We start from the raw sequence: 6,907 nt of genomic DNA, 5'->3' as shown, positions 1-6,907 counted from the left end.
CAGGTCGCTGACGGCCAGGTTGACGAAGAGCATGGTGGGCATCGGTGCGCCGTTCCTCTCGGGGTGCCGGCGGCGCGCCGCCGCCGATCGTCCCTGAATGATGATGAGGCGCCCGAGACGGTGTCAAGGGACGGAGACGAGTAGTGCGGCCCCGGAACTCGAGGCCACGACGCCTATCGCGCCACGACGTCCTTCCCTACTGTGAGACCGACCACGGGCCCGCGACGGTGCAGGCCGGGAGGTGCGCACGGCGCGCGCGTCGTGGCGACGGTGAGGAGCTGGCTGATGAGACGGTCGATCGAGGCGCTGGTCGTGGCGTGCATCGCGGTGATCGCGATGGTGTCGGCACCCCTCGCGGCGAACGCGGCTCCCGCGGATCCGATCGAGTTCACGACGACTCCTCCGGAGTCCTACCACTACTGGCACTTCGGCAGCTCCGACGAGCGTCTGTCCGTCGACAGTGGAGTGCGCACCTTCGTCGCCGATCTCGGTCTGCCCATCGACGAGACGGTCCGCTGCTGGTCCTCGACCTCGCAGCAGGAGTACGTCGAGCAGACCAGGACCGAGGCGGAGTGGGCGGCGTCGCCGACCATCACTCTCCCCGACGACTTCACCGTCGATCCCGGCGACCTCGTCGAGGTGACCTGCACGACGGGCCAGGAGGAGTACTACTCGGGCTTCTACATCCGCTGGAGTCTCACGGCGGTCGCCGGCGGGAGCGCGACGAAGACGCTGCCGAACGATCCGTCGACGGCCTGGTCGCGCCACTCGTACGACTACGTCAGCCCGGAGCAGCCGACCGTGGTGCCGGCCCGTCTCGGGGACGCGGTCCGCGTGACGGGGCCGGTGGGCACGTTCCTCCCGGATCAGACCCTGAAGGGCGCGTTCGGGCTCGGCGACCCGCGGATCGGATTCGACTACCTCTACTTCTCGGAGGATGCGGTGGTCTCGGCCGACGGATCCACGCTGACCTTCACCCTGCCCACCGAGGTGTACCCCCTCTTCAACGACGAGATCCTCTACGCGCGCTTCGCGACCGGACCGACGACGGACGAGTTCCCGGACGGGGAGACGAGCGACCGGACGGTGTGGTGGGGAGGCTTCGACGTCAGCGACGACGCGCCCCTCGCGGACTCCTCGACGCGGATCGGGCTGGCGCTGAGCACCGCCCTCTCGGTGCAGCGGGTCCGCGCGACCGCTGTCGTCACCGTGCCGGACGCGTCCTCCCCGGCAGGGCCGGTGACCTTCCTCGTCGACGGGGAAGTGGTCGCGACGGCGGCGGTCGGGACCGATACGCGGAGTCGCGCCTCGGTGCTGCTGCCGCGGCTGCCGCGAGGGAGGCACCTCGTCACGGTCGAGTACGGCGGGAGCAGTTCCGTCTCGCCCTCGGTGAGCGCTCCCGCACGGCTGCGCATCCTGTTCTGAGCCGGGCCGACCGGTCTCAGGCGAGGTCGGGATAGGTGAGGAAGTCCAGGTCCGGCAGGTCGGTCATCTCCTCGTTCCAGGAGGGCCGTGACGGCTGCATCCGTCGGGTCTCCTGCTCGATGTGGGCGATGGCCTCCGCGTCGACCGGCTCCTCACCGTGGCTGTTCTCGACCGGCGTCGACCACAGCTGGCTCGCCGGTCCGATGGGCAGGTGCGCCGTGGCGCTGCTCCCGCCCTCGGTGATCACCGGGACGGAGATCACGTCGGACTTGCCGACGTCGGCCAGGGCGCGGGCGTAGCGGAGGACCGCCTTGCAGGTGACATCGGCGACGAGCATGGTCCCGCTGGAGTAGTGCAGCTTCCTCATGACGACCACGGTGCCTAAGCCGCGCGCGGATCGGGAGGGGATTGCGAGCCGCCGCCCCCTCCTCTACCGCGTCCTCAGAACTGGCGCGCGGCGACGTCCGCCCGGTGCGAGGAGGCGATGATCTCGCGGAGCCGGGCCGCGGTCACGGGCGCACCCGGGTCGGAGAGGTAGTCCTTCGCGAGGCCCTCGAGGTCGGCGGCGTAGACGGGCGTGTACGCGCCGGATTCGGGCTCGGTGCGCCACGACTCGGCGAGCGTGCCCGCGTCGACCGGCTCGAAGCCGAGGTCATCGACCAGCGCCGAGACGGCGGCCTTGGCCTGCTCGTCGTCGCCGGAGACCGCGAGCGCGGTGCGCGGGGTCGAGTGGGCGAGGTTCGGGATGTGGTGCCACAGGATGTTGTTGAAGGCCTTCACGATCGCGGCGCCGGGCAGGAGCTCCTGCTCGAGCTCGGCGGTCGTCAGCTCGAGGGCGTCGAGTCGGGCGATCCGTCCGTCGCGGTGGGGGTAGTAGTTGCCGGTCGAGAGCACGGTGCGGCCGTCGAGGGCGCCCTCGGGCAGGCCCGGGTAGGCGCCCAGCGGCACAGCGAGGACCGTGATGTCGCCGAACTCCGCGGCCTCGAGCGCGTCGCCGGCCCGCGCCTGCGGACCGAGTTCCTCGATCAGGTCGCGGAGCGACTCCGGACCGCGCGAGTTCGCGAGGAGCACCTCGTGGCCTGCGGCGATCGCCAGGCGGGCGATGCCGCTCCCGATGTCTCCGCTGCCGATGATCCCGATGCGCGTCATGTCTGTCTCCTTCGTGAGGGGGTGGTCGTTGGGGTGGTCGTGGTGGGGGTCAGCCCCGGCCGGGGCCGGGGGACGTCTCCCAGCCGCTGCGGGTGAGCGCGGCGAGAGCCGTGCCGGACGTGGGGTCCGCCAGGGCGGCGCCGCGCACCCAGCTCTGCGCGAGCGCGGCGAGGAACAGGTCGCGCGCCCGGACGTCGCTCCGTGCTCGGCCGTCGCGCTGCGCGGCCTCGAGGAACTCGGCCGTGGTGGTGACGAACCCCTCGCAGGTGGTCGCGAGCGGGGACGAGTCGGCGTTCGTCGCGGCGCGGAGCGGATCGGGGAGGCCCTCGTAGGCCCCCGCCCAGTCGACGACCGCCCGGAGCCAGCCGTCGAGCGCCTCCGCCGGGTCGACCGAGCCGTCGCGGAGCGACTCGCGCCGAGCGACGAGCGCGTCGTCGCGGTCGGCCAGCAGTGCCGCCAGGAGCGCCTCGCGGGTCGGGAAGTGCCGGTAGAGGGTTCCGGCACCGATGCCGGCCCTCTTCGCGATCGCGTCGAGCGAGCCGCGGACGCCGTGCTCGGCGAAGTGCTGCTCGGCGGTGTCGAGGATCAGGTCCCGGTTGCGCTGGGCGTCCGCCCGGGGCGCCCGGCTGCGCGTCGTCTCGGTGGGAGGCACGGCCGCTCCTCTCGTTCTTATCGGAGACTGTCTCCGTATCACCACGAGCATACGCCCGCCGACCCCGATCCGGGGAGGGTCGATCCTCGGACGACCGGTCTCTGCCTCGCTGCGTCGGACAGGCCTAGCGTCGCTCGAGCCGCCCGACCAGGGGCGGAACGACGAAGGAGCTCCACCGCATGAACCTCACCGGGAACACGATCCTCATCACCGGCGGCACCTCGGGCATCGGCCTCGCGCTCGCCCTCCGCCTGCACGACGCCGGGAACACGGTCGTCGTCGCGGGGCGGCGCCGGTCGCTCCTGGACGCCATCACGACCGAGCACCCCGGACTCCACGCGATCGAGCTCGACATCGCCGATCCGGAATCGATCGCCCGGGCCCGCGCGAGCCTCGAGGTCACCCACCCGGACCTGAACGTCCTCGTGAACAACGCCGGGATCATGCTCATGGAGGACCTGCTCGACCCGTCCGACGTCGGCATCGCCGAGCAGCACGTGCAGACCAACCTCCTCGGCACGATCCGGATGGTCTACGCGTTCGCTCCGATCCTCTCCGGCCGGGACGGGGCTGCGATCCTGACCGTCTCCTCCGCGCTCGCCTTCGTTCCGTGGGCGGCGACCCCGACGTACGGCGCGACGAAGGCCGCGCTCCACTCGTTCACCGAGAGCGCCCGCATCTCGCTCGCCGGAGCGGGTGTGCAGGTCGTCGAGATCGTGCCGCCCGCGGTCCGGACGGCTCTGCTCGGTCAGGAGGACAGCGAGCAGGCCATGCCGCTCGACGAGTACGTGTCCGAGGTGCTGGCGCTGCTGCGCGAGAACCCGGACGCCCGCGAGCTGGTCGTCGAGAACGCCCGCTGGGCGCGCGACGCCGCGGCGAACGGCACCTACGCCGGCCTCGTGAGCTCGCTCAGCAGCCTCTGACGGGGCCTGAGCCGGGGAGCGGGGGATCGCCGATCCCTGGCTCCGCTCCGGCTCCGGGCCCATCATGAGCGGATGGACAGAAGATTGCTCGCCGAATTCCTCCGCTCGCGCCGCGAACTGCTGCGCCCGCGCGACGTCGGGCTGTCGGAGGGGCCGCGGCGGCGCGCCCCGGGACTGCGCCGCGAGGAGGTCGCGCAGCTCGCGGGCATGTCCACCGACTACTACGCCCGTCTCGAGCAGCAGCGCGCCCCCGTCCCGTCGACGCAGATCGCCGCGGCGCTCGCCCGGGCGCTGCGCCTGACACTCGACGAGCGCGACCACCTGTTCGCCCTCATCGGGCACAACGCGCCGGGCAGGTCGGTCCACTCCGACCACGTGAGCCCGGCACTGATGAGCGTGCTCGACGGGCTGACCGACGTGCCCTGCCTCGTGCAGAACGACCTCCACGACACCCTCGCGATGAATCCGCTCGCCATCGCGCTGATCGGCGACGAGACGAGGTTCACCGGCGCGGACCGCAGCGGCTTCCACCGCTGGTTCACGGATCCCGACGAGCGCCGCCTCTACCCCGCCGACGCGCAGGAGGAGCACGGCAGGTTCCTCGTCGCCCGCCTGCGGATGGCCACGACGTCGGGCAGCGACACCGCCCGGGCCGTGAAGCTCGCGGCCGAGCTCTCGAAGCGCAGTGCCGAGTTCGCCCGCCTCTGGCAGCTGCACGAGGTCGCGCGCAGCTACGACGACTGCAGGATCCTCCTGCACCCCGAGCTGGGAACGATCGAGATCGACGCGCAGATGCTCTTCACCGAGGACCGCTCGCAGACGCTCCTCCTGCTCAACCCGGGCGGCAGCGGTGAGAGCCGCAGCAAGCTCGACCTGCTGAAGGTCATCGGCCGCCAGAGCCTCGGTCCCCGCGTCGCGGCGGACTGACACCCCCACCCCACGAGAAGGACGAGACCATGCACATCCCCGCCAGCAGCGCCCGAGAGATCACGACCCCCGAGGGGACCATCCGGAAGTACCAGGTCCTGCCCGAGGCGGGCCTCGCCCACCAGACCATCACGACGAGCAGCCCGGCCTCCGGGAGCCACCTCAACAAGGAGGTCCACGAGATCTACTTCGTCATCGCGGGGACCGCCGTCTTCACGGTGGGCGAGGACCGGTTCGAGGTGGGCGAGAAGGACGTCGTCGTCGTGGAGCCGATGGTTCCCCACTCCATCCAGACCGAGGGGCTCACCTACATCACCGTCACCCGGCCGGACTGGTTCTTCGAGCAGTACGAGCACGTCCAGGGCTGAGCCCCGAGCCGCTCGCGGCCGGACTCCTCATCCGGCCGCGAGGTCGTGCAGATCGACCGCCAGCGCCGGAGCGATCCCGAGATCCGCTGCGACGCTGCCCGGACCCGTGGGCAGCGTCCGCGGATCGATCCCGGTCAGGGTGGCGACCAGGACGGCGGCGGCGAGGTAGCTGCCCACGGCGCTCGCGTGCCGCTCGTCCTGGGCGCTCCAGAGCCGGGCGGTGCCCGGTGCGATGCCGTCGCCGGGCACGCCGTCGGCGATGCCCTCCGTCACCGCCCGGAGGAACGCGTCGCCCACAGGAGCCGACTCCGAGAAGCCCAGTGCCGAGGCGGCGGAGGAGAACTCCGCGTCCAGATCGGCCTGCATGGCGCTCAGCCCCGCGACTCCGCTCGGGTATCCCTGCGACACGATCGCCGAGGGCGAGGCCCAGGTCTCGTAGAGCACCGACTCCGCCTGGGCGTTGCCCGAGGCGACAAGAGCCAGCACGTCCTCGGCGGCCTCCCGGAACACGGCGGGCTGCCCGCCGTGCGCGGTCGGAAGGGGCAGCGTGCTCTGCTCCTGCAGGACGACCGTGTCCCAGCGCTCGCCGAGGACGACCCCGCGCGTGTCCCGGTGCCAGGCGAGCGTCTGCCCGCTCGCGGCCTCGACCTCGACGTCCAGCTGCAGGCCGGCCCGCGTCGTCATCGCGTCGAAGATCCCGGGGACTCCGCCGACACCGCCGCCGTTGCGGTCGTCGATCGCCGCGCTGTTGTAGGACAGGGCGGGGTCCTCGAAGCCGTGGGTGAAGCTGTTCCCCACGAAGAGCACTCGCCCGCCGCCCCCGCCGGGAGCATCCGCGACGCCGCGGAGCGCGTCGATCCAGAGCGACCCGGAGGAGGCGCCGTCGAGCGCGCCCCACCGGTCCACCACGATGCTCAGCCGGGTGAGCGGTCCGTGCCACACCCCGTCGGCCGCGCCGTTCCACGACGAGTACCCGGTGCCGGAGTCAAAGGAGTCGATGCGGACGTGCTGCCAGCCGGGTGCGGAGGGGTCCAGCGCGATCCGCTGCTGGTGCACCTGACCCGTGCCGTCGAACGCGCGGACGGCGATCGTGTCGATGTCGGTGCTCCGGACGTCGAACTCGATCGCGACCGACGGGGTGTCGACCAGGTCGGACACGAGTTCGGCCGTTCCCGCGCCGGGCGCCGAGACGTCGAACCGGCCGGAGGAGCCTCCGCTCGTCGAACGCGTCGTGTCGACCGAGAACGCGGCGGTCGCTCCGCCACGGCCGATCGCCTGCCAGGCGGCGGGGTCGGAGAACTCGCTGAGCGCGAGGCCCGGCGCCGGGACCGTCGTCGCGTCGGCGGGGGACACGGTGCCGAACGCGAGGGCCGCCGTCACCGCGACGGCGGCGCAGAGGCGGGCGGGATGCGGGGAACGGGCTCGGACAGTCATGCGGTCTCCTCGTCGAGTCGGCAGGTGCA

At 72.1% G+C, this 6,907-nt stretch carries 8 protein-coding genes; 4 read left to right on the top strand and 4 right to left on the bottom strand.

The features are described from left to right. The first annotated feature begins 285 nt into the window (after window positions 1-285). Entirely contained in the window at window positions 286-1,425 is a 1,140-nt protein-coding gene (locus ASF46_RS13165; RefSeq protein WP_056868001.1) for an Ig-like domain-containing protein, read from the top strand. A 16-nt stretch (window positions 1,426-1,441) separates the two neighbouring features. On the opposite strand, the gene ASF46_RS13160 is transcribed toward ASF46_RS13165, so the two are convergent. From ASF46_RS13160 to ASF46_RS13150, 3 genes are all read right to left on the bottom strand, one after another. Then, window positions 1,442-1,792: a hypothetical protein gene (locus tag ASF46_RS13160; protein ID WP_157602511.1), complete on the bottom strand. Its 351-nt coding sequence runs from the start codon at window positions 1,790-1,792 to the stop codon at window positions 1,442-1,444. A gap of 74 nt (window positions 1,793-1,866) precedes the next feature. Further along, complete coding sequence (locus tag ASF46_RS13155; protein WP_056867999.1) at window positions 1,867-2,574, bottom strand: NADPH-dependent F420 reductase; 708 nt, start codon at window positions 2,572-2,574, stop codon at window positions 1,867-1,869. Between the two features lie 49 nt (window positions 2,575-2,623). Continuing rightward, complete coding sequence (locus ASF46_RS13150) at window positions 2,624-3,226, bottom strand: TetR/AcrR family transcriptional regulator (RefSeq protein ID WP_235576951.1); 603 nt, start codon at window positions 3,224-3,226, stop codon at window positions 2,624-2,626. 179 nt (window positions 3,227-3,405) lie between these two features. Between ASF46_RS13150 and ASF46_RS13145 the strand changes: the two genes are divergently transcribed. From ASF46_RS13145 to ASF46_RS13135, 3 genes are all read left to right on the top strand, one after another. Continuing rightward, window positions 3,406-4,149 carry an SDR family oxidoreductase gene (locus ASF46_RS13145; RefSeq protein ID WP_056867997.1) on the top strand — a complete coding sequence of 248 codons (744 nt, stop codon included), beginning with the start codon at window positions 3,406-3,408 and terminating at the stop codon, window positions 4,147-4,149. A gap of 72 nt (window positions 4,150-4,221) precedes the next feature. Continuing rightward, on the top strand, window positions 4,222-5,076 hold the full coding sequence (locus ASF46_RS13140; protein WP_056867996.1) for a helix-turn-helix transcriptional regulator: 855 nt from the start codon (window positions 4,222-4,224) through the stop codon (window positions 5,074-5,076). 29 nt (window positions 5,077-5,105) lie between these two features. Further along, window positions 5,106-5,444, top strand: coding sequence for a cupin domain-containing protein (locus ASF46_RS13135; RefSeq protein WP_056867995.1), 339 nt, complete (start codon window positions 5,106-5,108; stop codon window positions 5,442-5,444). Window positions 5,445-5,471: 27 nt separating this feature from the next. Here ASF46_RS13135 and ASF46_RS13130 read toward each other — a convergent pair whose 3' ends face one another. Then, window positions 5,472-6,878, bottom strand: a complete 1,407-nt coding sequence (locus ASF46_RS13130; RefSeq protein ID WP_056867994.1) for a hypothetical protein — start codon at window positions 6,876-6,878, stop codon at window positions 5,472-5,474. Window positions 6,879-6,907: the final 29 nt, after the last annotated feature.

Origin of the sequence: Rathayibacter sp. Leaf296, assembly GCF_001423045.1 — a bacterium.
GTDB lineage: Bacteria > Actinomycetota > Actinomycetes > Actinomycetales > Microbacteriaceae > Rathayibacter > Rathayibacter caricis.
Note: the sequence above shows the minus strand (reverse complement) of the source record. Positions and strands in the feature narration are given on the sequence as shown.

Bases quoted from the DNA above. Each gene is read 5' to 3' on its own strand.
- ASF46_RS13165 (WP_056868001.1), top strand. From the start codon at position 286: ATGAGACGGTCGATCGAGGCGCTGGTCGTGGCGTGCATCGCGGTGATC.
- ASF46_RS13160 (WP_157602511.1), bottom strand. From the start codon at position 1,792: ATGAGGAAGCTGCACTACTCCAGCGGGACCATGCTCGTCGCCGATGTC.
- ASF46_RS13155 (WP_056867999.1), bottom strand. From the start codon at position 2,574: ATGACGCGCATCGGGATCATCGGCAGCGGAGACATCGGGAGCGGCATC.
- ASF46_RS13145 (WP_056867997.1), top strand. From the start codon at position 3,406: ATGAACCTCACCGGGAACACGATCCTCATCACCGGCGGCACCTCGGGC.
- ASF46_RS13140 (WP_056867996.1), top strand. From the start codon at position 4,222: ATGGACAGAAGATTGCTCGCCGAATTCCTCCGCTCGCGCCGCGAACTG.
- ASF46_RS13135 (WP_056867995.1), top strand. From the start codon at position 5,106: ATGCACATCCCCGCCAGCAGCGCCCGAGAGATCACGACCCCCGAGGGG.
- ASF46_RS13130 (WP_056867994.1), bottom strand. From the start codon at position 6,878: ATGACTGTCCGAGCCCGTTCCCCGCATCCCGCCCGCCTCTGCGCCGCC.